At 61.5% G+C, this 24,281-nt stretch carries 20 protein-coding genes and 5 pseudogenes; 14 read left to right on the top strand and 11 right to left on the bottom strand.

Features of this window, described 5'->3' with window-relative positions:
• Positions 1–62: 62 nt before the first annotated feature.
• Positions 63–1,379: an MFS transporter gene (locus ABIB90_RS02245; protein WP_354200073.1), complete on the bottom strand. Its 1,317-nt coding sequence runs from the start codon at positions 1,377–1,379 to the stop codon at positions 63–65.
• Between the two features lie 364 nt (positions 1,380–1,743).
• Between ABIB90_RS02245 and ABIB90_RS02240 the strand changes: the two genes are divergently transcribed.
• The 12 genes from ABIB90_RS02240 (at position 1,744) to ABIB90_RS02185 (ending at position 12,128) form a co-directional block, all read left to right on the top strand.
• Complete coding sequence (locus ABIB90_RS02240; protein ID WP_354200072.1) at positions 1,744–2,214, top strand: GNAT family N-acetyltransferase; 471 nt, start codon at positions 1,744–1,746, stop codon at positions 2,212–2,214.
• A gap of 188 nt (positions 2,215–2,402) precedes the next feature.
• The gene (gene trbB / locus ABIB90_RS02235) at positions 2,403–3,401 is read left to right on the top strand and encodes a P-type conjugative transfer ATPase TrbB (protein ID WP_018457221.1); all 999 of its coding nucleotides are present in this window, start codon (positions 2,403–2,405) and stop codon (positions 3,399–3,401) included.
• Positions 3,398–3,739 carry a TrbC/VirB2 family type IV secretion system protein gene (locus ABIB90_RS02230; protein WP_018457220.1) on the top strand — a complete coding sequence of 114 codons (342 nt, stop codon included), beginning with the start codon at positions 3,398–3,400 and terminating at the stop codon, positions 3,737–3,739. Before trbB ends, ABIB90_RS02230 begins: the two co-directional genes overlap by 4 nt.
• Positions 3,739–4,014 carry a VirB3 family type IV secretion system protein gene (locus tag ABIB90_RS02225; RefSeq protein ID WP_018457219.1) on the top strand — a complete coding sequence of 92 codons (276 nt, stop codon included), beginning with the start codon at positions 3,739–3,741 and terminating at the stop codon, positions 4,012–4,014. Before ABIB90_RS02230 ends, ABIB90_RS02225 begins: the two co-directional genes overlap by 1 nt.
• Positions 4,015–4,021: 7 nt before the next feature.
• Positions 4,022–6,460: a conjugal transfer protein TrbE gene (gene trbE, locus ABIB90_RS02220; protein ID WP_354200071.1), complete on the top strand. Its 2,439-nt coding sequence runs from the start codon at positions 4,022–4,024 to the stop codon at positions 6,458–6,460.
• Positions 6,457–7,215, top strand: coding sequence for a P-type conjugative transfer protein TrbJ (gene trbJ / locus ABIB90_RS02215; RefSeq protein WP_026233328.1), 759 nt, complete (start codon positions 6,457–6,459; stop codon positions 7,213–7,215). The genes trbE and trbJ overlap by 4 nt, the downstream gene beginning before the upstream one ends.
• A gap of 12 nt (positions 7,216–7,227) precedes the next feature.
• Complete coding sequence (gene trbK-alt / locus ABIB90_RS02210) at positions 7,228–7,548, top strand: putative entry exclusion protein TrbK-alt (protein ID WP_247377230.1); 321 nt, start codon at positions 7,228–7,230, stop codon at positions 7,546–7,548.
• Entirely contained in the window at positions 7,545–8,906 is a 1,362-nt protein-coding gene (gene trbL, locus ABIB90_RS02205) for a P-type conjugative transfer protein TrbL (protein WP_247532054.1), read from the top strand. Before trbK-alt ends, trbL begins: the two co-directional genes overlap by 4 nt.
• A gap of 3 nt (positions 8,907–8,909) precedes the next feature.
• Entirely contained in the window at positions 8,910–9,599 is a 690-nt protein-coding gene (trbF, locus tag ABIB90_RS02200) for a conjugal transfer protein TrbF (RefSeq protein WP_247377234.1), read from the top strand.
• Positions 9,596–10,675, top strand: a complete 1,080-nt coding sequence (trbG, locus tag ABIB90_RS02195) for a P-type conjugative transfer protein TrbG (RefSeq protein ID WP_247377236.1) — start codon at positions 9,596–9,598, stop codon at positions 10,673–10,675. Before trbF ends, trbG begins: the two co-directional genes overlap by 4 nt.
• On the top strand, positions 10,666–11,874 hold the full coding sequence (locus ABIB90_RS02190) for a TraB/TrbI/VirB10 family type IV secretion system protein (RefSeq protein ID WP_247377238.1): 1,209 nt from the start codon (positions 10,666–10,668) through the stop codon (positions 11,872–11,874). The genes trbG and ABIB90_RS02190 overlap by 10 nt, the downstream gene beginning before the upstream one ends.
• Complete coding sequence (locus ABIB90_RS02185) at positions 11,871–12,128, top strand: DUF2274 domain-containing protein (protein ID WP_247377240.1); 258 nt, start codon at positions 11,871–11,873, stop codon at positions 12,126–12,128. The genes ABIB90_RS02190 and ABIB90_RS02185 overlap by 4 nt, the downstream gene beginning before the upstream one ends.
• Here the strand turns inward: ABIB90_RS02185 and ABIB90_RS02180 are convergent.
• From ABIB90_RS02180 to istA, 4 genes and pseudogenes are all read right to left on the bottom strand, one after another.
• Positions 12,092–13,003: a LysR family transcriptional regulator gene (locus ABIB90_RS02180; RefSeq protein ID WP_354200070.1), complete on the bottom strand. Its 912-nt coding sequence runs from the start codon at positions 13,001–13,003 to the stop codon at positions 12,092–12,094. The two genes, ABIB90_RS02185 and ABIB90_RS02180, sit on opposite strands and share 37 nt — an antisense overlap.
• Before the next feature lie 863 nt (positions 13,004–13,866).
• Positions 13,867–14,326 (bottom strand): annotated as a pseudogene (locus ABIB90_RS02175) (transposase); the annotation flags it as partial.
• Positions 14,327–14,471: 145 nt separating this feature from the next.
• Positions 14,472–15,329 (bottom strand): IS21-like element helper ATPase IstB, encoded by an 858-nt coding sequence (istB, locus tag ABIB90_RS02170; RefSeq protein WP_354200069.1) that lies wholly within the window; start codon positions 15,327–15,329, stop codon positions 14,472–14,474.
• A complete protein-coding gene (gene istA / locus ABIB90_RS02165; protein ID WP_354200068.1) occupies positions 15,329–16,633 on the bottom strand; it encodes an IS21 family transposase in 1,305 nt (434 codons plus the stop codon). Before istA ends, istB begins: the two co-directional genes overlap by 1 nt.
• A gap of 277 nt (positions 16,634–16,910) precedes the next feature.
• Between istA and ABIB90_RS02160 the strand changes: the two genes are divergently transcribed.
• Positions 16,911–17,156, top strand: coding sequence for a helix-turn-helix domain-containing protein (locus ABIB90_RS02160; protein WP_247377244.1), 246 nt, complete (start codon positions 16,911–16,913; stop codon positions 17,154–17,156).
• Positions 17,157–17,207: 51 nt separating this feature from the next.
• Here ABIB90_RS02160 and ABIB90_RS02155 read toward each other — a convergent pair.
• The 3 pseudogenes from ABIB90_RS02155 to ABIB90_RS02145 all read right to left on the bottom strand — a co-directional run.
• Positions 17,208–17,336, bottom strand: a pseudogene (locus tag ABIB90_RS02155) (helix-turn-helix domain-containing protein); the annotation flags it as partial.
• Positions 17,337–17,611: 275 nt separating this feature from the next.
• A pseudogene (locus tag ABIB90_RS02150) lies at positions 17,612–18,438 on the bottom strand (IS5 family transposase).
• 91 nt (positions 18,439–18,529) lie between these two features.
• A pseudogene (locus ABIB90_RS02145) lies at positions 18,530–18,670 on the bottom strand (D-amino acid dehydrogenase); the annotation flags it as partial.
• A gap of 300 nt (positions 18,671–18,970) precedes the next feature.
• Between ABIB90_RS02145 and ABIB90_RS02140 the strand changes: the two are divergent.
• Positions 18,971–19,582 (top strand): annotated as a pseudogene (locus tag ABIB90_RS02140) (IS110 family RNA-guided transposase); the annotation flags it as partial.
• A gap of 229 nt (positions 19,583–19,811) precedes the next feature.
• Here the strand turns inward: ABIB90_RS02140 and ABIB90_RS02135 are convergent.
• From ABIB90_RS02135 to ABIB90_RS02125, 3 genes are all read right to left on the bottom strand, one after another.
• The gene (locus tag ABIB90_RS02135) at positions 19,812–21,149 is read right to left on the bottom strand and encodes a hypothetical protein (RefSeq protein ID WP_354200066.1); all 1,338 of its coding nucleotides are present in this window, start codon (positions 21,147–21,149) and stop codon (positions 19,812–19,814) included.
• A gap of 2,001 nt (positions 21,150–23,150) precedes the next feature.
• The gene (locus ABIB90_RS02130) at positions 23,151–23,447 is read right to left on the bottom strand and encodes an ATP-binding protein (RefSeq protein ID WP_354200065.1); all 297 of its coding nucleotides are present in this window, start codon (positions 23,445–23,447) and stop codon (positions 23,151–23,153) included.
• Entirely contained in the window at positions 23,444–24,256 is an 813-nt protein-coding gene (locus ABIB90_RS02125; protein ID WP_354200064.1) for a histidine kinase dimerization/phosphoacceptor domain -containing protein, read from the bottom strand. The genes ABIB90_RS02130 and ABIB90_RS02125 overlap by 4 nt, the downstream gene beginning before the upstream one ends.
• Positions 24,257–24,281 lie beyond the last annotated feature (25 nt).

The raw sequence follows: 24,281 nt of genomic DNA, 5'->3' as shown, positions 1-24,281 counted from the left end.
TGAAGTGGATGGCGGTCTCGAACCCTGCAATGGGCTAGGGCTACGGCCTATCAGTCAGGTAGCTAACCGCTTCGAGCCCGAATTTGTTGGCGAAGATCTCGCAAACGTCGGTCGCGAAATACCAACTGTGCAAGTGATGTTTGCGACCTCTGTTGAAGTTCAACGCAACGAAACTGGCCACGAAGATCAAGATTTCCGCGATCGTTCCTGACCTGCGGTCCAAAGGGATAGCCCGCCGACGCAGGCCACATGGCCGCGCCACATGCCATGTAGAGTGTTGCCTCCGAGGCTCCTGGCGCAATTGTCGGGATGAGATATATCGCAAGCCCGAAGCCACTTGTAAGCAGGGCTGTGAACGCTTGCACACGGCCAATCATGCCGGCATCCACAACGGTCAAAAGGTGGCCGTTGGCCGCTGCTCGCGACACGTTCCAGAGCATGCCGGCCACACAGTAGAGAACAATAGCGATGGCCCGATTCGGCGCGAGGGAGAACAAGAACAGGGATACGCCAGCAATAGCCAGGATTGCGGGTGTGAGACCTTGCAGACGTTTCGCTATGGACGGAAAGCCCACTACCGCCAATGCGACCATTCCAGTGATCGCGGCAGCCATTTCGAGCAACCCAAAAAGGCCACTATCACGGTCGAGCGATCGAATCACAAAACCCGGTAAGAGAAGGTTGGTTATCTGGATCACGGCAAATGCCAGTCCGACCGTCACCGCTGCGGAGAGTGCTTGAGGACTGGCGAGCAAATAGCTGAGAGCCTGCCGTGAAGCAGAAAGTAGACTAAGCCGTCGAGACGATCGGACGTCGCGGGCCTGCGCTGTGATCGGCTTCAGCAAAGGAAGACATGCTAGAGCTGCCGCCGCAAACATCAGTGCGGTCGTGAGACTGCCAAGCCTGTCAATGGCAAGCCCGGTAGCACCCGTCCCGATCGCTATGCCCAACTGATTGAAAAGGGAAAGTCGAAGGGCGAACCCCATGCGCTGTGCTTCGGGGACGATTGCCTGCAAAATGCCGCTCAGTGATCCCGACAGCAGCGCGAAGCCAAAGGCTCCCAATAGGCCGGAAGCGATGAGAAGGACGGGCGACAAAGATTCTGTGAGAAATCCAACGGGAGCGAGAAGGGCCAGCCCCAAGGCTCGGATCGTCTGCCCCGCCACCGTGACCTGTGCCCGATCATGACGATCGGCCAGGTGGCCGGCAACCGGCGCGAGCAGTAAGCCGGCGACGCTGGTTGAAAGTAACACCAGTCCAACCAGTCCAGAACCACCCACGTGGAAAGCTACCCAGGCTGGCAGAACAATGCCGACACCAACGATGAAGAAAGAAGCCGACGAAAACGCTATAAACAGAGGTCTTTCCGAAGCTTTCACGCTGAATCTGCCTCAAGGGAGATCGTGGTTGGCATTGTCGTCTCCTAATGATCTGACATATTTTCCGATTCAAGCGACAGTTTTGCATCTGACATTTGCGATGTCCTAGGGTCCACTGGGAGTGATCGCGCATCTTCGCCGAAATCTGCAGGAAACCTGCGTGGTACCGAACAAAAAATCCGCTAATAGCCTAAGTCGAAGAGGGAATATGCCGTGGTTCATTTTCACGGTCATACGAGTTTGCTGGGTTTCTCCATTGGCACGGTATTCGCCGAAGAGTACCGCAATCAGCCGACCACGGTTGATCAAAACTCCGGCGAACTCGCAAACCGAACTAGGCAGAAACATCTGGAGTTCACTTCTTATGACGTTCGACGATGTTTCCTTTAGGGCCGCTCGCCGCGAGGACGCGGAGGCGGTTTTCAACGTTACCAAGGCGTCGATCGACGGCCTTGCTCGCGCATCCTACTCTCACAACCAAATCCAGAATTGGATGGGCCACCGTACGCCGGCATTTTACGAAGAGCTCATCGCCAAGGGGCGAATGACCGTGTGTCTCCGCGGCCGTATCGTGGTCGGATTTGTCGATGCGGAACCCGGCGAAGTAACACGCCTATTTATCTTGCCAGAAGCCGCTGGCGCCGGACTGGGTCGGCGGCTGCTCGAGATCGGGATTGAACAGGCACGGTTAGGCCATAACGGTCCAGTGAGGCTCGAAGCGACGATCAATGCCGAAGGCTTCTACCAAAAGCATGGCTTTAAAAGCATAGGTAGGGGCTATTTCTCTCACGGTCTCGGCGGCGAGCCTGTCGAAATCGTGCATATGGAATTGTGAACTTCGACACCCTTGCTGCTATGTGATTCTCAGCGAGTCGCATTCGCGACCTAGCAAGTATTTTTTCTCTGCTCTGCGCCGGGTCCCTACGACGGCTGAATACTTGTTGAACTGCGCCAGTTCCTGCCTTTTCTATTCATCCCCGTTGCTGATCGCTTGCCGTGATTGGCGCTCGACGGGGGACGATCATGGCGGACACTTCACTCCATTCGGAAGCGTTCTCGCGTGGCGCGCGCATGTTGCGCACCGCGCTCGGCCCCGCGATCGCCACTTTCCTCGAAGACCCCTCGATCGTCGAGGTGATGCTCAACCCTGATGGCCGGCTCTGGATCGACCGGCTGTCCGGCGGCCTGGAGGATAGCGGACGAACGATGTCCGCCGCCGATGGCGAGCGGATCGTGCGTCTGGTCGCGCACCATGTTGGCGCCGAGGTGCATGGCGAGAAGCCGCGCGTCTCGGCCGAGCTTCCCGAGACGGGGGAGAGGTTCGAGGGGCTCCTTCCGCCCGTCGTTGCGGCGCCGGCCTTTGCGATCCGCAAGCCCGCCGTTGCTGTTTTTACCCTCGACGACTACGCCGCGGCCGGCATCATGACGGCAGGGCAGGCGGGCGTGCTCCGCGAAGCCGTCGCCGCCCGCAAGAACATCCTGGTCGCCGGTGGCACCTCGACCGGCAAGACCACCCTGACAAACGCACTGCTGGCCGAGATCGCGGGCACCACCGATCGCGTGGTCTTGATCGAGGATACGCGTGAGCTGCAATGCCGCGCTCCGAATCTGGTCGCGCTGCGCACCAAGGACGGCGTCGCATCCCTGTCCGATCTGGTTCGGTCCTCCTTACGTCTACGCCCCGACCGGATTCCGATCGGCGAGGTACGCGGCAGCGAAGCCTTGGAGCTCCTCAAAGCCTGGGGCACGGGCCACCCCGGCGGGATCGGAACGATTCACGCAGGCTCCGCGCTGGGCGCGCTTCGTCGTCTAGAACAGCTCATCCAGGAGGCCGTCCTCACCGTTCCCAAGGCGCTGATTGCCGAGACGATCGATCTCGTCGCGGTGCTGCGCGGCCGCGGCAGCGAACGCCGCCTTGCCGAACTCGCTCTCATTGCCGGCCTCGATCCCGCCACCGGCGATTACCGCGTCCAGTCCGCCGAGGCGGGCGGCCAATCCTCGCTTACCGGAGACCGATCATGACCCAATTGCCTGCCGCGATCCGTCGCGTTCGCCGTCGCTTCACGGAGCTTGCGGCGATTGCCGTCATCTCCATCGTTGTCGCGCCGGCGGCCCACGCCTCCGGCTCCTCGATGCCGTGGGAGACGCCGCTCAACCAGATCCTGGAGTCAGTGCAAGGTCCGGTCGCCAAGATCATGTCGGTCATCATCATTACCGTGACCGGTTTGACGCTCGCGTTCGGCGATACTTCCGGCGGCTTCCGCCGGCTGATCCAGATCGTCTTCGGACTGTCGATCGCCTTCGCCGCGTCGAGCTTTTTCCTGACCTTCTTCAGCTTCTCCGGCGGAGCGTTGGTCTGATGGCCGGCATCGTCGATCCGGAAGTTCCGGGCTTCTTCGCGCCGGTCCATCGCGCGCTCACCGATCCGATCCTTATGGGCGGCGCGCCCCGCACGGTTGCGATCGCCAACGGCACGTTGGCGGCCGCCATCGCGCTCGGCCTCCACCTCTGGATCCCCGGAGCGCTGATTTGGGCGGTGGGCCATGCGGCGGCGGTCTGGGCGGCCAAGCGCGACCCGCAGTTCGTGGACGTCGTTCGACGTCACCTCCGCTATCCATCCTATCTCGGCGAGTGAGCCTTTCATGCTGAACCTCGCCGAATATCGCACCCGGCCCCATAGTCTCGCCGACTTCCTGCCTTGGGCCGCTTTGGTCGAGAAGGGCATCGTCCTCAACAAGGACGGCGCGTTCCAGCGCACGGCTCGCTTCCGCGGCCCTGATCTCGACAGCGCGACGCCAGCCGAGCTCGTCGGCGTGACGTCCCGCCTGAACAACGCGCTGCGCCGTCTCGGCTCAGGCTGGGCGATCTTCGTCGAGGCCCAGCGTATCACCGCCCAGACGTATCCGCACAACACCTTTCCCGACGCCGCATCAGCGCTGGTCGATCTGGAACGACGGGACGCTTTCGAGGAGGCCGGCGCGCATTTTGAGAGCCGTTATTTTATGACTCTCGTCTGGCTCCCGCCGGCCGAGGATGCCTCGCGCATCGAGGGGTGGCTCTATGAGGGCCGAGCGCAGAGCGGTGTCGATCCTCACGAGCTGCTGCGTGGCTTCGTCGACCGGACCAACCGCGTCCTGCAATTGGTCGAAGGGTTCATGCCCGAAGTGGCATGGCTCGATGACGGCGAGACGCTAACTTACCTGCATTCGACCATCTCGACCCGGAAACAGCGCGTACGCGTTCCCGAGACGCCCATGCATCTCGACGCGTTGCTTGCGGACGAGCCGCTCGCCGGCGGCCTCGAGCCGCGTCTCGGCAGCCACCACCTTCGCACACTCACCGTGGTCGGTTTCCCGACCGCAACCCATCCTGGAATCCTCGACGAGCTGAACCGGCTTGCCTTCCCCTACCGCTGGTCGACGCGTGCGATCCTGCTCGACAAGACCGAGGCGGTGAAACTGCTGACCAAGATCCGCCGCCAGTGGTTCGCCAAGCGAAAGTCCGTCGCTGCCATCGTCAAGGAGGTGATGACCAACGAAGCCTCAACACTGGTGGATAGCGATGCGGCGAACAAGGCCACTGACGCCGATCTCGCCTTGCTGGAACTGGGCACCGACGATGTCGGCCAGGCCTACGTCACCGCGACTGTCACCGTCTGGGACGAGGACGCCGGTCTCGCCGCCGAGAAGCTTCGGCTCGTCGAGAAGGTGATCCAGGGGCGCGACTTCACCTGCATGCCGGAAGGGGTGAACGCGCTCGAAGCCTGGCTCGGCTCTCTGCCAGGGCACGCCTATGCTAACGTCCGCCAGCCGCCGCTCTCGACACTGAACCTGGCTCACCTGATTCCTCTTTCGGCGGTCTGGGCCGGGCCAGACCGCGATGAGCATTTCCGCAGCTCTCCGCTCTTCTTCGGCAAGACGGAAGGCTCGACGCCGTTCCGCTTCTCGCTGCATGTCGGCGACGTCGGTCACACCCTGATCGTCGGCCCGACCGGTGCCGGCAAGTCCGTGCTGCTTGCGCTGATGGCGATCCAGTTCCGCCGCTACCGGAAGAGCCAGATCTTCGCGTTCGATTTCGGCGGTTCGATCCGCACAGCTGCGCTTGCCATGGGCGGCGACTGGCACGACCTCGGCGGAAGTCTGTCGAACAGCGCGGAGGACTCCGTGTCTCTTCAACCGCTCGCACGTATCGGCGATGCGGCAGAGCGCGCCTGGGCTGCCGAATGGGTGACCGCGATCCTTGCCAAGGAGGGCGTCACCATCGATCCGACCGCGAAGGAGCATGTCTGGTCGGCGTTGACCTCGCTGGCATCCTCGCCGGTCGAGGAACGCACGATCACCGGCCTCACGGCTCTTTTGCAATCGACCGCGCTCAAGCAGGCGCTGCAACCTTATTGTGTTGGTGGCTCCTCCGGCCGCCTGCTCGACGCGGAGGCCGAGCAGCTCGGCTTCGCGTCGGTGCAGGCGTTCGAGACCGAGGGCTTGATCGGCACGGGTGCTGCGCCCGCCGTCCTCACCTACCTCTTCCATCGCATCGAGGGACGGCTCGACGGTCGGCCGACGCTGCTCATCATCGACGAGGGCTGGCTCGTCCTCGACGATCCGGCCTTCGCCCAGCAGCTTCGCGAATGGCTGAAGACGTTGAGGAAGAAGAACGCCTCTGTCGTCTTTGCAACCCAATCGCTCTCCGACATCGACGCCAGCAACATCGCACCCGCAATCGTCGAGAGCTGCCCGACGCGCATCTTCCTGCCGAATGAGCGCGCGATCGAACCGCAGATCACCGCCATCTACCAGCGGTTTGGGTTGAACGACCGCCAGATCGAGATCATCGCGCGGGCGACACCGAAGCGGGACTATTATTGCCAATCTCGTCGGGGCAATCGGCTCTTCGAGCTCGGCCTCGGGCCGGTCGCGCTCGCCTTCTGCGCCGCGTCCTCCAAGGCCGACCATGCCGCAATTGAACGGCTGCTCGCCGAGCACCGCCGCGACGACTTCACGCCCGCCTGGCTCGCGGATCACGAGCTGCTCTGGGCCGCCGATCTCATCCCCGACCTGACAAACCTGGAGGTGCAATCATGACCACTCTTAAGACGCGACGCGCAAGCTTGGTCGCCGCGGCCGCTCTCTCGCTCGCACTATCGATCTTGCCGCCTTCGACGACGCCAACCTCCGCGCAGTGGATCGTCTACGACCCCACCAACTTCAGCCAGAACGTGCTGACCGCGGCGCGTGAGTTGCAGCAGATCAACAATCAGATCCAGATGCTGACCAATCAGGCTCAGAGCCTGGTGAACCAAGGAAAAAACCTCGCCAATCTGCCGTTGTCGACGCTGACCCAGCTTCAGTCACAGGTCGCACGGACTCAGTCACTGCTGAGCCAGGCCCAGAACATCGCCTTCAACGTCGAGCGCATCCAGACGACATATTCCAGCACCTACGGCACGGCGGCGGCCACGGGCTCCAATTCGACAATGTTTGCCGCGGCCCAAAGTCGTTGGCAGAACTCGGTAGGCGCGTTCGAAGACTCGCTCAAGGTGCAGGCCGGGGTCGTCGGCAATATCTCGACCAACTCCAGCGCAATGAGCTCGCTGGTCACCGCCAGCCAGTCGGCGAGTGGCGCCCTGCAGGCCGCTCAGGCCGGCAATCAGCTCCTGGCCCTGCATTCCCAGCAGCTATCCGATCTAGTCGCGGTGCTCGCCGCAAAGGGACGGGCGGACGCGCTGGAGCAGGCGCGCGTGACCGCGACCGAATCGCAGGGCCAGCAACAATACAAGATCTTCTCGACACGCAGCGGCTATCAGCCCGGCAATGTCACCATGTTCAGCGGCAACTAAGGCACACCGATCATGGAGCGCTCGGATATCCTTCGCGTAGGCGCGATGATCATTGTGTTCGCGATTTTTCTTGCCACGCTGCACGTCATTCATCGGCGTCCGGCGGAGCGGCCTGTATCCGATGCACCCTCTGTCTCCGCTCCCGATAATCTCTCGGCCGAGCTGCGCCGCTGCCGCGCGCTTGGCCCCCAGGATGCCGAAGATCCGCACTGCCAGGCGGTCTGGGAGGAGAACCGCGCGCGCTTCTTCGGCGGGCCGGCGCGGCCACTTCTGCCGCAGGCCGCGCCGGCCACACAGCCGACGACGAGTGCTCCACAGGGAGAGAAGCCGTGAACAACGTCGGCGTCATCGACACCTTTCTCAATACCTTCACGACCTACATCGATTCAGGTTTCGGCCTGATCAAAGGCGAGGTCACGTATGTGTCGTCGACGTTGATCGTCATCGACATCACGCTCGCCGGCCTGTTCTGGGCCTGGGGCGCAGACGAAGACATTCTCCAACGGCTGGTGAAGAAGACCCTCTACATCGGCTTCTTTGCCTTCATCATCACCAACTTCACCAAGCTCTCAGGCATCATCTTCAATAGCTTCGCTAGCCTCGGACTGAAGGCCGGCGGCTCATCAATCTCGACCGCGGACTTCCTGCGGCCCGGCCGACTTGCGCAGGTCGGACTCGATGCCGGGCAACCGTTGCTCGACTCCGCAAGCCAAATGATGGGCTTCACCAGCTTCTTTGCGAACTTCGTCCAGATTGCCGTGCTGATGGTGTCCTGGCTACTCGTGCTGATCGCCTTCTTCATTCTGGCGGTGCAACTGTTCGTAACGCTGCTCGAGTTCAAGCTGACGACGCTTGCCGGTTTCATCCTTATTCCCTTCGCGCTTTTCAACAAGACCGCCTTCCTCGCGGAAAAGGTGCTGGGCAACGTCGTTGCCTCCGGCGTGAAGGTCATGGTGCTTGCTGTCATCGTCGGCATCGGCACCGGGCTCTTCTCCCAATTCACAACTGCCTATGCCGGCGGGGAGCCGACCATCGAGCAAGCGCTCTCTGTCGTGCTGGCGGCACTCGCCATGCTCGGCCTCGGCATTTTCGGTCCGGGCATCGCCACCGGGCTTGTGTCGGGCGCGCCGCAGCTTGGCGTCGGCGCTGCCGTCGGCACGGGCCTCGCCGTCGCCGGCACGGCTATGGCGGGTGGAGCTGCGCTTGGGCTCGCCGGAAGGGGGGCGATGGCGGCTAGTTCCGGTGCTGCGGCCGCCGCGCGTGGTGGTGCGGCGATGGCGGGCGGTGTGTCCTCCGCCTACAGCCTCGCATCGGCCGGTCGGTCCGGCGTTGGCAGCGTCGCGTCCGGTCTCGGTGGCGCAGGCCGCGCGGCGGCAAGTCACGCGGCAGCTCCCGTCAGACGCGCCGCTTCCCAAGCGGCGGGGGCAATGAGAGAGAGCTTCACCTCCGGTGCCCGTGCCGGCGTCGCCAACACCGGTGGCTCCTCGACGATGGGGACCATCGGGAGTGGCGAGGCTGCACCCGATGGAGCCGAATCTCAAGCAGCGAGCGAAAGCGGTCCGCCCGCCTGGGCCCAGCGCGTCAAGCGCAATCAGACCGTCATTCACGGCGCTCAGACAGCCGCGCAAGCCCTCAAATCCGGCGACAGCCATGGTGGCGGCCACTCCGTCGACCTCTCGGGAGGAGAATAAGAAATGTCAGTCTTCCGGCGATCGTCGGTCCGCTATGGCCGCACGCCCGAACCCGAAACCCCCTACCAGCGCGCGGCGCGGGTTTGGGATGAACGCATCGGCTCCGCCCGCGTGCAGGCCAAGAACTGGCGGCTGATGGCCTTCGGTTCGCTGATCCTTTCTTGCGGCCTCGCTGGTGGGCTCGTCTGGGAATCCGCGCACGGCACCGTCGTTCCCTGGGTGGTGCAGGTCGACAAGCTCGGGGAGGCACAGGCCGTGGCGCCAGCCACCGCGGACTACAGGCCGAACGACCCGCAGATTGCCTGGTATCTCGCCCACTTCATCCAGATCGTTCGCTCGCTTCCGGCCGATCCAATCATCGTGCGGCACAACTGGCTGCAGGCTTATGATTTCACGACCACGGCGGGCTCGGTGGCGCTGAACGACTACGCCCGCGCCAATGACCCCTTCGCCAATCTCGGCAAGCAGCAGGTCGCGATCGACGTCTCCAGCGTCATCCGCGCCTCGCCCGACAGTTTTCGCGTCGCTTGGGTCGAGCACCGCTATCAGGACGGAGCGCTCGCCGGCACCACACGTTGGACCGCGATCCTCACCATCGCAATTGCGCCGCCCACGGACGCCGATCGGCTGCGCAAGAATCCACTCGGCATCTACGTCAACGCTATCAACTGGTCGAAGGAGCTGGGACAATGACCCCGCCGAATTTCTCGAAAGCCGGCGGTCCGGCTTGGCGCTTTTCCATCGTTCACCAAAATTGGAAAGACGGCGATACGTCTTTCCGTAAACCCGCCTTTGCGGCTTTGCTGATGGTCGCCTCGGTGCTTGGCGGCTGCGCGCACAATTTCATCCCGCCCGACATCAACTATGACACTGCGGAGCCGGCAGCGCTCACCACTGATCCGCCGCCGCCCGTCAAGATCGTGGAATTGCCCCAGCCCCTGCCGCTCCCTGGGCAGTTAAAACCGCTCGCTGGGAGCAAGCGCACGCCCGAAGCGGCCGATCCGAAGGTTCGCGTCAAACAGGCCAACGCCGCGGCACGGGTGCAGCCGGTCCGCAATGGCTTCATCAACGCGGTACAGGTCTATCCGTTCTCGGGCGGAGCCCTCTACCAAGTCTATACGGCGCCGGGTCAGATCACCGATGTCGGACTCCAAGAGGGCGAGCAACTCGTCGGCTCCGGTCCGGTCGCCGCCGGTGACACCGTGCGCTGGATCATCGGCGATACCGAGAGCGGTGCGGGCGCGACCAAGAAGATCCACATCCTGGTCAAGCCGACGCGGCCGGAACTGGTCACCAATCTCGTGATCAACACCGATCGGCGGACCTACCTCCTCGAGCTGCGCTCGACGGAGAAGACCTACATGGCCTCGGTCTCCTGGCAGTATCCCGAGGACCAACTGATTGCACTTCGGCGGCAGAATGCGGCGGCTGAAACCGCAGCTCCCATTGCGGCCGGCGTCGATCTCGCCGCGATCAACTTCCGCTACGCGATCGAGGGCGACGATGCGGCCTGGCGTCCGCTGCGCGCCTTTGACGACGGAAACAAAGTCTACATCGAATTCCCCACCGGCATCGTCCAGGGCGAAATGCCGCCGCTGTTCGTCATCGGTCCGGCCGGCGGCTCCGAACTGGTGAACTACCGAGCGAACCGCAATTACTACATCGTCGACCGCCTGTTCGCTGCCGCCGAATTGCGTCTTGGCGACAAGGATAGCGAACGGCGCGTGCGCATCGTCCGCACCGACGGAAGGCCGCGCTCATGGCGATAGGCAACGAAGACGAACGTCAGAGCGACATCCCGCCCGTCGCGCCGCCCGACCTTCGGCTCCGAGGCGAGCGGCCGCGTGTCACACGCCTCTCGCGCAAGGTGCTTATCGGCCTCGGCGCGGTGTCTGCCCTCGCAGTCGCGGGCGCGCTCGGCTATGCCCTCCAGACCGGCAACAAGTCGCAGACCGGCCAAGAGCTGCTCAGCACTCAGAACCGACCTTCGGCCGAGGGCCTAGCCGGGTTGCCGAAGGACTACACCGGTCTGCCGCGTCAAGCGCCGCCGCTCGGGCCGCCGTTGCCCGGCGATCTCGGCAAGCCGATCCTCAACGCAGGCGCTGCAGCGAATACCGTGGTCCCGGGAATGACGTCCGATCCGGAGGCGCAGCACCGAGCCCAGGAGATCGAGGCGGCGCGCGTCAGCCGTCTGTTCGCCCAGACTGTTCAGCAACCACAGAGCATCGGCCAAGTCATCCCGAATACCTCGAACGGAGCCACGACGCCGCCGGCCACGACACCACCCGTCGATGCGGGATCCACCCAGAACATGCAGGACCGCAAGGAAGCCTTCCTCAACGCTTCCACCGACAAGCGCACGGTCAGTCCGGACCGGCTCGAGGCCAAGGTCTCGCCCTATGTCGTGCAGGCGGGCACCGTAATCCCGGCTGCACTCATCACGGGCATCAGGTCCGATCTGCCAGGCCAGATCACCGCTCAGGTCACCGAGGCGGTGTACGATAGCCCCTCCGGAAAATATCTTCTGATCCCCCAGGGGGCCAAGCTGATCGGCCAGTACGACAGCTCGGTTGCGTTTGGTCAGAGCCGCATTCTCCTGGTCTGGACCCGCATCATCATGCCGGACGGCAACTCGATCGTGCTGGAGCGCCAGCCCGGCGCCGATACCGGAGGTTATGCCGGGCTCGAGGATGAGGTCGACAACCATTGGGGCATGCTGTTCAAGGCCGCGGTCCTCTCGACCATGCTCAGCGTCGGAGCCGAGGCGGGTACGAGCCAGAACGAGAACAATCTCGTTCAAGCGATCCGCAGCGGCGCATCCAACAGCATCAGCCAGACCGGCCAGCAGATCGTGCAGCGCCAGCTCAACATCCAACCGACGCTGACTATCCGGCCAGGTTTCCCGGTTCGCGTCATCGTCACGCGCGATCTCGTGCTGGCGCCGTACCGGAAGGGAGCAACACCGTGACAAAGCTCAAGCTTGGGCCACTCGAAGACGACAAACCAGTCAAGCTCACCGTCGAGCTGCCGGCGGCGGTCTTCAGGGATCTCAAAAGCTATGCTGAGATCCTAACGCGTAGTGGAGGCACGACGACGCCGACCGAGCCCGGCAAACTGATTGCGCCGATGATAGAGCGATTCATGGCAACCGACCGCGCTTTTGCGAAGGCCCGACGAAATGCGGCTCAGCCCGCACCTGGATCAGCCGAGAGATCCGGATAGCGCTCGCGAAGCAGGTCAAGGAACGGACGTAGCGATGGATTGCCGTTGGCCTGCCGCCAGTAAGCGCGGAAGCTCAGCCGGGTCGGACCCTCGGCGTCATGCACCTCGCGGAAGGTGACACCCGGATAGGTCGCGCCGGTCGCACCTTCCAAGGCCAACAGCATTCCCCAGCCGGCGCCGACCAGGGTGAGGAGCCGATCGAGCGACACATCATGACGAAGTACCGGGCATGGATCGGAAGTTCCCAAGTTGCTGATGAGCAGTTTGTGGAATTCCGGTCCAAGGCCGTGCTGTGACAATAGTAGGGCTTCATGCCGCAGTTCGCCCCAGTGAACTACATTGCGGGCTGTCAGCGGATGGTGTTCGGGAAGGGCGACGACGACACGTTCGCTCCACACCAATAATGACTTGTCGCTCCACCTCGGATTGGGCTCGGCCACGAACGCGATATCAATGGCGGAGCTGGCGAGATCGGACATCAAATCGTCGCTCGATCCGTCGACGAAATGCGGTTTGACATCAGGGAAGCGCCGCTGGTGCTCGAGAAGGGTGGCCCGTAGATTGCCGGCGGAGAATGAGGCGTGGATCCCGATGTTCAATAGACCGCTCTCGCCGCGCCAGCGGCTCTTGAGGCGGCCGGTCATCGCCTCAGTATCATTCACGATGCGCCGGGCAGCATCGAGGAATTCCTGACCTTCGATGGTCGGTCGCGTACCGGCTTTAGTGCGCTCGAAGATGGCACCGCCCAACTTATGTTCGAGATTGCGCAGGCGGCGACTCAGCGTTGACTGCTTAACCCTGAGGGTCTCTGCCGCTTGGCGGAGGCTTCGGTGCTGGGATGCGACGATAGCCCAGCGTAGATCTCGAAATTCCATTGGCACGGTCGAAGCGCAACCCTCTCTAGCTCGTATGATTCGGTGCTACCATGCCAAACCGCAGTCGGGATCGATCAAAAAAACAACTGGTAGTAGAATTTTCTTCCAAATGAATGGGAAGCAAAGTTTCAATCTAAACGGGTAAAATCGGGAATATCCGCAGTGGTGGCCCGATCCTGCGCGATCCTGCCCAGGGCATTCGCTTGCCGAACTGCTGTCCATCGGGCCGGGAGCTTGCTTGCTTTGCCCTGCAATCATTCGGAGAATCTTGTCGAGGGAACAGCGAACTGTGCATCGGTCGAGTGACATACAATCGGACGATCCACAGACTGCAGAAGCCGGTTGTGATAAATAAATCCCGAGTTTGCATGGACGAGGTTTTCCGGTTTCGAGCCTGTCGCGCCGATTGCGTTATATGATGAGCCGAACTTGCGCGCGGGTTTGACCGTGATTCACCATTTCGGGTCGATTTCCCGGGCGTATCGCCTGGCCGGATTGGCGCGACTCGACGTCCGATAGCGCGCGCCTGCCGCCGCCGTCAGTTCCTTCCGCGTCACCATGGTTAGCCGCCCCACCTTCGCCCCCGGTCGTTCCCGATCCAAGGGAGCAATTTACGTGAGGCAACGGCTTAGCATCCGGTAACAATTAAGGTGAGGCAATGCGACCTTGTCATCGACGGCAGTGTCCTGCTTGTAAGCGGGCTCCAGCCGCCGGTTTCGGGCATTGGTGGCCATTGTCGCATCGGGGATCAGTCGTGCAGACCTTTTGTACTTCCCGCTTTGCGGCCCTTCTCTCATCCTCACTTTCATCTTCGCCTTGATTTTCGCTCAGCATATCCATCACATGCTGCTCGGTGAGGCTGTTCCAACTCACGTTGGCGCGGATCAGCGACGCATCGATGTGAACCACTTCGGCTGTTGCGATCTTGGCCTTCAGGCAGGCCTCGACCGTGCGTTTGAAGATCCTACGGAATCGCTCTTCGCCCCAGCGCTGGCGGATGCGCGTCAGGCTTGAATGGTGCGGTAGCTGCTCGTGCAGGCCATAACCAGCAAACCAGCGAATGGCGATGTTGACCTGAGCCTCACGGATCAGCTTGCGATCGTGTACGATCCCGGTGAGCAGACCCGCGAGCATCAGCCGTACCGCGGCTTCCGGATCGATGCCTGGCCGACCGTCGTTCGCGCAGTCGGAGACCTCTTCCCTTTAGCCAAGACAGGTCGAGCACACGATCGACCGCGCCAGCACGTGCTCATCTGGGACGAGCTGTTTCAGCGAGCCCGTGATGAAGAGCTCCAACTGATCCCGCTCCTTGCGCCCCAGCATCTCGTTTGCTCCGCCGATCGCGAATCGCCGACGAGAACGGAATCAGCCAATTGGAGCTTTTTCAACGACCCCCATGTGCGTGAATGTCAAACGCCATCCGGAACTGCCCCCTTTGCGTCATGAAGAACTGCCCCCACGCTCGGGTTCATGATGTCGATTGAAGGTTGGCTCCGCCGCTGACGGGACGGAGGGAGGCGGAGCCGACCGGAGGGCCGTCAGCGGCGGGCGGCTTGATGAGGCCGCTCTTTCGCTTGGCGCGGAGGCGGTAGCTGTCGCCGCGGATGGTCAGCACGTGGCTGTGGTGCAGGAGCCGGTCGAGGATCGCGGTGGCGACCACCGGATCGGCGAACACGGTGCCCCATTCGGCAACGCTGCGGTTCGACGTGATCAGCATGGCGCCGGTTTCGTAGCGGCGGCTGACCAGCTGGAAGAACAGATGCGCCGCGTCGGGCTCCAGCGGCAGGTAGCCCAGTTCGTCGACGATCAGCAGCTTTGGTTTCGCCAGCGCGAGCAGTTTCTCGTCCAGGCGCCGCTCGCCATGCGCCTTGGCCAGGCCAGCGACCAGCGTCGTCGCCGTGGTGAACTGCACCGTGTAACCGGCCAGGATCGCCTCTCGCCCGAGCGCGATCGACAAGTGCGTCTTACCGACGCCCGGCGGGCCGAGCAGCAGCACGTTCTCGCCGTTGGCGATCCAACGTGACGCGGCCAGGTCGCGGATCTGCTTCGGATCGATCGACGGCTGCGCCTCGAAGTCGAAGCCCGCAAGCTCCTTCACGGCCGGGAAGTGTGCGAGTTTCAGCGCCATCTCGATGCGGCGATGATCCTTGCGCGCGATCTCGCGCTCGCACAGCAGGATCAGCGTCTCACGCGCCGACAGGTTCGCGCGCGCCGCCTCGTCGAGCAGGTTGTCGAGCTGGTCGCGGATGCCGGAGAGCTGCAATCGCGCCAGCATGGCGTCGAGCCGGTCGATTGGTGCTTCGGTAACCTTCTTTGTGCGCGCCATCAGAAGCTCCCTCCGATCGCTGCTTCGTATTCGGCAAGAGGGCGCAACAACGAGGGCAGTGCAGAAGGCGCTGGCACCGTCGCGATTGCTGGTCGGCAGACCGCGCCATTGCGCCCGGCAACACCGTCGAGGTGGGCGGAATCGACGATCCGCAGCCGGCGACCATCCGATTGCTTGTGGACTGCAACCTCGCGCATGCCGTGGCGGATGCGCACCTCGCCGGCCGCAACCGTCACCGCCACGCGCTCGCCGATCAGCCGCCACGGCACCGAGTAGCTGTTCGTGTCGATCTCGACGGCGCAATCGTTGCCGACGACGCGGGTCAGTTCGCGCAACGACCCGAACGACGGCTGCCCGCCGAGCGGCTTCAACCGGTGTGCCTCGTCGCGCGCAAAGCGAGCGATCGGCGCCTCGCCGGTCGTGCCGTGGATACGCACGTTCGCCACCTCACGCTCCCACTCCGCGAGATGCGCCTCAAATGCTTCCCAGCTCGCGAAGGAATGCCCCGCGATCGCATTCTTCTTCACGTAGCCGACGCCATTCTCCGTCTTGCCCTTCGTGCGCGCCCGATACGGCGCGCAGGCGCGAGGACGGAAGCCCCAATGCTTCGCGAACGCGATAAGCTTGTCGTTAAACTGAACCGACCGGCTCACCGCGTCGTGGCGCACCACGAGCGCGCGGGGATTGTCCATCAGCACTTCCTCCGGCACACCGCCAAAGGTCGTGAATGCGCTCTCGAGCCCCGCAAACCAGTGCTCTTGCTTCTCGGCCCGGAACGCACGGACATGCAGCCGCCGCGAATGCCCTAGCGTCGCGACGAATACGAATGCTTTGATCTTCACCCCGCCGATCTCGACCAGACGCTCGCCGAAGTCGATCTGCAGCTGACGGCCCGGGGGCGTCTCGAACCGCGTCGTCGCCAGCGCTTCGGCCTTCAGCGCCTGGCGGTAGGGGTGTACGGCGCGTTGCAGCGTTCGCCGGCTGACTGCCACGCCTTGCTCGGTCAACAGGTCCTGGCGCACCACATCCGCATTGCCGCGATGCCGAATGAACCTCTCGCGCAGCCAGCCTTCAAGGCCATCGAGCCTCTTCGGGCGCTCAGGCGACTTGAACGGCTTCACCCCGCCCGCCGCCACGTAGTCCTTCACCGTGTGATGGCTGCAGCCCAGCTGCCGCGCAATCCGTTTCAGACCCCACCCGCACGCCCTCAGGCGCAACATCTCCGCCACGTCATCCGGCGTCTTCATCACCTGCCCCCGTGGATCAATCCACGACGAGCCTTCCGTGATTCGTTCCTCGTTCATTCGCTTTCTCCTCGGCTATCCAAGGAGGGGGCAATTCCTCGTGACGCCGAGGGGGCAGTTTTCCATGGCGCGCGACACGTGAGTTGCTAGATGTTCCAGAACCGTATCTTCGAACCGACGTAGGCGCACGGCGCGATGGGGCTAATAAGTAGGCGGAAAATCTGACCGCCATTTCGGGCGAGGCCACATTCTACCTGTTGGCAGTTCCCAACGATCAAATCTAATAGGCGGGTTATAGCCAGTGATTTGACGCCCGAGCTCATGGCATGCTTTGCACATGGAAACTCGTGCACTTGTGGCTTGGAATGTGCGTCGGATTCGGATTAGCCGCGGCATTTCGCAAGAGAAATTGGCTTATCAGGCCGGCGTTGACCGCTCCTATTTGGCCAGTCTTGAGCGGCAATCGAAAAACCCGACAATTGATCTGCTCGAGCGCATCGCCGAGGCGCTGGACGTTCATTTGTCCGAATTCTTCGTTCGGCCTGTGACGCCCAAGACCTTTCCTAAAGATCGCAACCGGTGAGTTTACGTCGTCGTTGGACGGGTTAGCCATTATATGCGATTGGGCAGAGCGCTCGAAGATAGCACCGCCCAACTTATGTTCGAAATTGCGCAGGTGGCGCCTCAGCGCTGACTGATTAACTCCGAGGGTCTCTGCCGCTTGGCGGAGGCTTCGGTGCTGGGATACGACGATCGCCCAGCGTAGATCTCGAAATTACGTCGAAACCTATGACAGCTTGCTCGTGACCAAGATTTCTCTTGAAGGGAGCTTGCACTGCTTCGCGCCGCCTCGTCCGCCCGTTCACTGTTCCTATGGCCCCGATGGGGACAGTCACTTTCGCAGTCCTGCTGGCGCTTGCGATCCTTCCTGCCTGGCATATTGGTCCGTACGAGGATGATGCCTTTGTGGAAGCCACACACCCTTCGCGTGCGAGTCTCATCATCCAAGTTCAGTCGACTCGTTCCTTAGAGCCTGACTCAAAATTGCATTGCTGTTTTTATCGCTGCGATGCGCCTTGTCATGAGTTGGACAGAGGCGAGGAAGAGCCAGGCAGTTGCGCTTTCGATGGTTCGCTCGAAGTCCTTGGCCAATCTGCGGTTGCGGCCGAGCCAGGCGAAGGTTCGTTCGACCACCCAGCGGCGCGGAAGCACCTCGAAGCCCTGTGCGGCATCGGAGCGCTTGATGATCTCGATAGTCCACCGGCCGATCTTTCCAGCACCGCCTTGAGCTTTTCGCCGGCACAGCCGCCATCGGCGAAGATATGGCGCAGCCAGGGGAAGCGGTAGCGAATGATGCACAGGACATCTGGCGCACCGTCGCGATCCTGAAACGATCGCTCCGACCAGGAGCCCTTGGGTGTCGGTGACGATGTGGCGCTTTCGACCCTTGATCTTCTTTCCCGCGTCCTAGCCGCGAGGGCCGCCACTTTCCGTAGTCTTGACCGATTGGCTGTCGATCACGCCGGCCGTGGGCGAGGCCTCCCTGCCGATCGCCTCGCGCGCCAGCATCAGGAGTGCGTGGTGATCGATTGCCACAATCCGTTGTCGCGCCACTGGTAGAAATAGTACTGCACCGTGGTCATTGCTGGAAACAGAGTGGGCGGCAGCATGCGCCACGGCAATCCGCCGCGCGGCAGATAGAGCACTGCCTCGACGATGTCGCGATAGCTCCATTTCGGGCGCCGCCCGCGCTTGGCCCGCACAGGAAGCAACCTCTCCAGCACGCCCCATTCCGCATCCGTCAAGTCGCTTGGCAAACGCTGCTCCTCTCGGGCAAACTGTGCCCGGGTGATATCAGTCCACATTCTCGATCCTTTGATGCTTCGCAACACCGATGGAATCAGAACCCGCTGATATCACTCAACTTATTTTTCGGTCGGACACTTAGGCGTAGAACTATTCGTAACGCTCTAGTCCGAAATCCGCAGCTTCAATGCCAGGCCTTCGACCAGAGACAAGGTCCGCTATGACCCGTGCGGAGCCGCAACTCATCGTCCAACCGAGAGTGCCATGTCCTGTGTTCAAGAATAGATTACTAGGGTTCAGACTCAATTGATCCAATAAGCGACGAGAGCGGGGCGGCGAGAGTCTGCGCCCACGGACCAATCTCTCCCGCGAGGGCCTGTCTGTCCTGATGGGTCGGAAAAAAGCAACCAGGCCTCGCTGAGGCGGCCGGCTATGGCGCTTGTCTGCTCTCTCCGCAGCCAGTCGCTAAACTTGCGAAGCTCATGAGCTGCATTGAAGACAAAGTCTCCGACGCCCGAGCTGCCCCCAGGGACGCCCCGCCGCAATATCGGCTCTGGCCGCTTGGGCCGCCGCGCTGATCAGCGCCGCGTCTTGGGGATAAGGGGCCAGCGTGGATCGTCGAAGCGGTGCTTGATATCCATCCATGCGGTTGATGACGAAGGTCGCGTGGTCTGTCGCCAACGCCTGCGGCGTGGTGAGATCATCGTCTTCTTCTCATCACTGTCATCCTGCCTGGTCGGCATCGAGGCCTGTGCTTTCGCGCACCACTGGGCACGCGAGATCCAGCGGCTTGATCACGATGTGAGATTGATTCCGCCGGCATATGTAAAGCCCTACGTCCGGCGAGGAGCTAAGAACGATGCCACTGATGCGGCCGCAATCTGCGAAGCGGTTACTCGCCCTAACATGCGGTTCGTTCCGATCAAGAGCGTCGAGAACCAAGGCTTCTTGATGCTTCATCGAGCGAGAGGCCTGCTGGTTCGTCAGAGGACTATGACATCTTGCGCCATCCGAGCCCATTTTGCCGAGTTCGGAGTTATTGTTGGGCAAGGCCGACAAAGGGTGGATGGTTTGGTGCAAATGTTGGACGATGATCAGTTGTCGCTGCCGACTACGGCGCGCATGGCGCTGGCAGCGCTTGTGAACCAGATGAAGGAAGTCGACCGGCAGATTGAAGCCATCGAGCGAGAGCTGGCTCAAATAGTTCCTCGACCACTGGACACCATGATCTCTCAGGCTGCCTCGCGCCCTGAGCTGCCGCGGCAGTACGCCACAATCGGCAACGCCGTGCGAGCTACTCCTAGGTATCGCCAATCATTTCGCAAATGCAAGCTATCCATTTAGCCTCATCACGCTTTATTAGCACACGACTGTGGCTCCACTTTATTCATCTTCTCCATTCGATGGCCGGTTTGCAGCCCAAACGCGTTCTTCAGTGAGCTTGGGGTCGATGCATGACAAGGAGGCGGTCCTCGGGTCCCGATTGGGCTGTGTACCGCTCACCGTGGATGTAGAAACGTGTCATTGGGACGTTCGGGGTCGGCAGAAGTCTGAACTCCCGCAGTACGCTTATCAGGAAGTCGTCGGCCTCTCGGGGGCCGTGGATCCAGCCAAGGCCGACTCTCTCGCCGATGTCTGGTGGCCCGAATTCATTCACATGCTCAACTCGAGGACGTGGTTGCTGCCCGAGCTCCCTGTATCCGGCGGTGAGAATAAAGTTTTCGCCTTGCGGATTGTTTGGAGTCACGGACGCTACATAGCGTATACCGTTGATAAGCACATTTTGCGGCCACAATAGCGTCGGCAGGAGGCCCCTTGCTCGCAATTGCGCGATCAGCAGGGGCGGGACAACGCCGCCGCTCCAATTGAGGGGGACATAAGCTCCGAAATCACGCTCTGCCCGCCCAGCCCCTGCGCCGGCTGCAACGGTCGGGCGATCCGCCGGTATTGTGGGGGCCATTGGTGGTGACGATGGCCCGGCTTCTTCGAAGCCCTGACTCGCACCTCTCGCACGGGCCGAGTTCTCGGATTTGGCATTGTGGAAATCCCGAAGCATATCTCGCAAATTCAGGAGACGGTTACGAAACCCGCCAATCGCGGGTGCGTCGCGCCCTATATAGGCGGCTGCATAGGCTTGCACGTCGGCATCCGACGACGGCAGCGCAATCCGGTCGACCATTGGGGGTCTGTTGGTCTCGCGGATCCATTCCAGAAAATCGTACAAATCGCCTGCGGCATGGTCGGCGCCGTGGGAGCGGGAGGTCGGGAGCTTCTCAGTAAGCCAATTCATAAATTCCTCATGGAGCGGCCAATCCACCACACAGGGGCCGCGCAGCTGATTGGCGCCGCTGCTGTTACCGCTGCTGGCACTGTCGCTGGTATCGCTGCTACTGCGGCTGCCCGACACAAAGCCCTGGAAAATTGCACCGCCCGCACGCTCGAATTCGAAATCCCGAAGCATCTCTCGCAAGTTCAGGAGGCGATTCCGAAACCCTCCAATCGCCGGTTCATCGCGCCCTATATAGTCGGCTGCATAGGCTTCCACATCGGTGCCCAACGACGCCCCCGCAATCCGGTCGGCCATTGGTGGTCTGTTGGTCTCACGGATCCACTCGAGGAAATTGTACATATCGCGTGCGGCAATGTCGGCGCCACGGGCGCGGCGGTCCGTTAGCTTCGCAGCAAGCCAGTTCCAGAAGTCCTCATGAAGCTGCATATCCACCGCATAGAGGGGCGGCGACTGAATGGAGCCGCTGCTGCTGTCACTCACGCGAACCTCCGGTAAAGGTGCAACTGCAGCGGCAAGGCATGCTCGCTCGATCCGAAGCGCGCACGTCCCGTGAGTTCGTTTGGGGGGCCGTCTTGCCCAATGTTTTCGAATTGAAAAGCAGCACCATTCGCCGCTCCAGCTTGTTCGTGATCAATCCTCCAACCGCCACACTCCATCATTCGGCAGTACAATGTATGTTGCGATGACCATGAAGAATCTGACGACGTTGACCATCTACTTCTCGAGACTCGTTCTCGCGTTCGCCCGTGAAAGGCAATTCTACCGGAGCAATCAAAGAGTCGATCGGCGGTCGTACAATCCCGAGCGACGAGAAGCTCAAATCACCGGCTCATCTGCGGCCCCCGCTCTGCTCCTCGGATCCCTTTCCTTGCCTGCGCACGGACTGGAACTCATGACTGTCCTGTCACGTCGTAATGTCCGCGCCCTCGATAGCTCCGGGTTATCTCGGCCGCGCATCCAAGGCAGTCAAAGACAGGAGCCACAATCTTCAGTGCCGCGTCTAGCCTGAATATAACGCGCGCCCTCTCAGGAGCGCAACGTGCCGTCGCGCCTTTCTGACGTGCTCAGGCTAGGACAAGAGATCGCGATGCCAGAAAGTGAAACAGACTGTTTGCTGGGCAGTCTTAGAATCGAAGTACCGTCTTCAATGTTGTGGCCCACCAAACAGGCTCGCCATCAGCCGTCGAAGGCCTCTCTTTGGCAGCCTCGCGCGGCACGTCACTTGCTGATCATCTTGGACCGTCCTCTGGAGGTTGGCTTTAAAAATAGCTAACCTTGTCGAGCGACAAATCATGGGATGCAGCGAAACGGTCTTATGCCAGGGTTCGACCAGCTTAATTCTTGTCCAGAGTCTGACAGTCGCGCCACCTTTGTCAGGTTGAGAACGCTTATTTGGAAAATCTCACTTTTTCAAAGCCTAATCAGTCGCTCAAATGAGGAGACGTCATTGGCACGGGTGTTGCTATTGAAATGCAGCCACACTGATTGGCTGAGGACACGCAGAGGCGCAAGGCGAACGATGCTCTCTTTTCACCTGAACCCGTGCGCATCGCTTTGAGAGGAAAACCCAACGTATCTTCCATCGCATCTGAGAGCGCACACACAACAGACGGGTGGGCCGGTCGATCAGCTTCACAACAACGGTGCCAAAGAGGCGGCCAATGCCAGCGCCGCAGGCAATTCGAATGCGACACTCGGATGTCGAATCCGGGCTGATGAGCAAGGCTCACCGTGTGAGATGCAGCTTGCGCTCGGAGCCGCTGGAGAGAACGATGAACTCTTCAGAACCAATGGGGCCAGATGCGCCTTGGGACATTCATAACGGCGCCGCTAGGCGATCGCGATACACGATGGATGGCAACGAGACACCGGACCGGCCGCCCACCATCTCGCCCGCGGAAGGGCGGGTCTCGCTTCAGGCCCTAAACCGCCATGATTGAGCCGGTCGGTGAACTCGTCCCGCCCACGTTTGGCCTTACTAAGTTCTGCTGTCGGCGCATGTTGCTGTCGTAAACGAGTAAGGAAGGTGAGATATGGTTAGAATTCAGTGCTTCGGGCTCACGAGCGACCCTCGCTCCGCGGCACCTGTGACCTAACACTGCCAGAGTTTGACTTGGTGCACCGATGAACAACGACTCCAATCTCAATATTGATCTGGACATTTGCAGCAAGCGCAATATTGAGCTCGACGTGGAGGGGCTCGAGGGCACAGAGTGCATTTCACTGCCGAATCCCGGCGGTAATCACCGGATCTTCATATCTCTTGTCGTTCGGAAACGTCGTGAGCTCGAATGGCACCGGCGTAAGGAATTCACGCATAGCAGCTGCCGCTCTACGGCGCCAGTCCGAGACGGATATCGATCATCATGCTCTCGGATCGTGCTCTGATTTGCCCTGCGATGATTGGTTGCGCGTGATGTACGAATTGGGGTCGCGCACGGGCGATCCTCCACCGAGCGGCTCGGCTGGAAACGGTCTTCCTCAAGGACGACTTCGTGCGGCGGCCTTTCGATCGACGTTCCTCGTTACCCGAACGCCCCGGCCCGGCGCGGTTTGGACGTCGAAGTCCGTTTTTGCGCTTTCTCTAAGAGTCTGGACGATAAGCGCGCCGATCTTTCCCGGAACCGGCCAGACGCCGCCTTCGGGCAGACCAACGCCGTCGTCGGCGATGACGACACGATAGCGGTCCTCGCCGTGGCGCACGCATTCGACCGTGATCACGCCGCGGTCGCGGCTACCGAAGGCATGTTTGAAGGAGTTGGTCAGAAGCTCGTTCACGACAAGGCCCACAGACAGCGCGGTGTTGACCGAGACCGGCGCATAGTCCGTTTCTGATCGAGCCGAATTCCCTCGACGGCGCAGGTATTCATGACGGCGGCGGCGATCTGGCTCAAATAGTGGCCGAGATCGACTTCGTCTCCCGCGCCGTCGTTGGAAAGCGCCTGGTACAGGAGGTGCAAGGACTCGATGCGGCCGGCAAGCGTCTGCAGGTTGACCTTTTCGCCCCGCCTTTCGTTGCGCGCTTCGAGCCGTATGAGGGCGACGATCAGCTGCAGATTGTTCTTCACGCGATGCTGCAGCTCCCGCAGCAGGGTGTCCTTGTCGCGAATCCGGCGCGCATACTCCTCGCGCTCCGCACGCGCCCGGTCGGTTATGTCGATCAGCGCGGCGATGCGATAGTTTTCGCTCCCGTGCTCGTTCTGAATGAGGCCGGAGAAGGCCTCGACGACAAGCGGCTTTGGGTGCTCCGCACGAAAGGTGCCGAGAAACTCTTCTCCGCTTCGCAGCATCGCCAGGTCCAGCGTGACCTTCGAATCGTTTTCGTCCTTGAACCCGGCCAGGATCGACCAGCCCTTGCCCGCGCAATCCGTGTCCTGGTCCGGGAGAGTTTCGAAGGCTTTGTTCGCGTAGCAGATGCGCTGATCGCCGCGAAAGAATTTCGAGACGACTATGGCAATGGGGATGTAATCGAGGAACTGCTTGAATTCTTCCGTCTCGATGGCCTTCGAGAGTTCTGCCGAGTCGAACAGATCGTTGATCTGCTGGGCGGTCTCGGACAGCTCCGGATCAGCTTGCTCGGACGACATCGTCGGCCCTTTCCTCGACTTCGTT

The sequence above is a fragment of the Bradyrhizobium sp. JR4.1 genome (assembly GCF_040548605.1).
GTDB lineage: Bacteria > Pseudomonadota > Alphaproteobacteria > Rhizobiales > Xanthobacteraceae > Bradyrhizobium > Bradyrhizobium canariense.
The sequence above is the reverse complement of the archived record's forward strand: the minus strand, read 5'-3'. Positions and strand labels throughout refer to the sequence as shown.